The organism is Croceibacterium segetis (genome assembly GCF_011320115.1).
Classification (GTDB): Bacteria; Pseudomonadota; Alphaproteobacteria; order Sphingomonadales; family Sphingomonadaceae; genus Croceibacterium_B; species Croceibacterium_B segetis.
This window is the reverse complement of the sequence record NZ_JAANOZ010000040.1, coordinates 1-569: the sequence shown is the minus strand read 5'-3', so window position 1 is coordinate 569 and position 569 is coordinate 1. Positions and strand designations below refer to the sequence as shown.

The window sequence follows — 569 nt, the reverse complement described above, 5'->3', positions numbered from 1 at the left end:
GCGATGAACGATGACATTGAGCCGCTCGAGGCGGCGCTGTGGTTTCGTCGCATTGAAATGATTGCCCGGGGCGAGCTGCCGGGCGTCGAGAACGCGCTGCGCCACGCGGCTCATTTGCTGCAGCTCACCCCCCGGCCCTTTCGCCACCTTGTACGGCTGTCACTTGGCGAAGATGCGTTTGAGGCGCTTCTCGAAAGAGGTGATTACGACGCAGCCGCGCGGCACCTGGTGGCCCAGCCCACTGCCCTGGTCATCGACCAGGACGATGACGGCCCCGTTCAAGCCACCATCAGCTGCGTGATTCTTAATCGGGTACTCCGCGGAACCGGTGACAGCGCGGTCGCGGCTATCCTCGCCGCCTGGACAACGTGTCTCCTCGCGCTTCGCGACGAGTTCGGCGCCGACCTGCCTAGTTTGCCCGATCGACCTCTGCAAGCAGACCAATTCGCACCGCATCGGCGCTCGTCCTAGCCAGCAGCTTGTCCATCATCGAAAGGCGGACATCCTCCGCCCGCGCCAAGCTAATCCCTTCCGCGGCCGCAATCCCCCGACTGGACATTCCGCTCACA

At 64.0% G+C, this 569-nt stretch carries 1 protein-coding gene; it reads left to right on the top strand.

Annotated elements, in window-relative coordinates; genetic code table 11:
* Positions 1–471: hypothetical protein (locus G7B69_RS16655; protein ID WP_166181307.1), on the top strand; the 471-nt coding region annotated here is incomplete at its 5' end.
* Between the last annotated feature and the right edge of the window lie 98 nt (positions 472–569).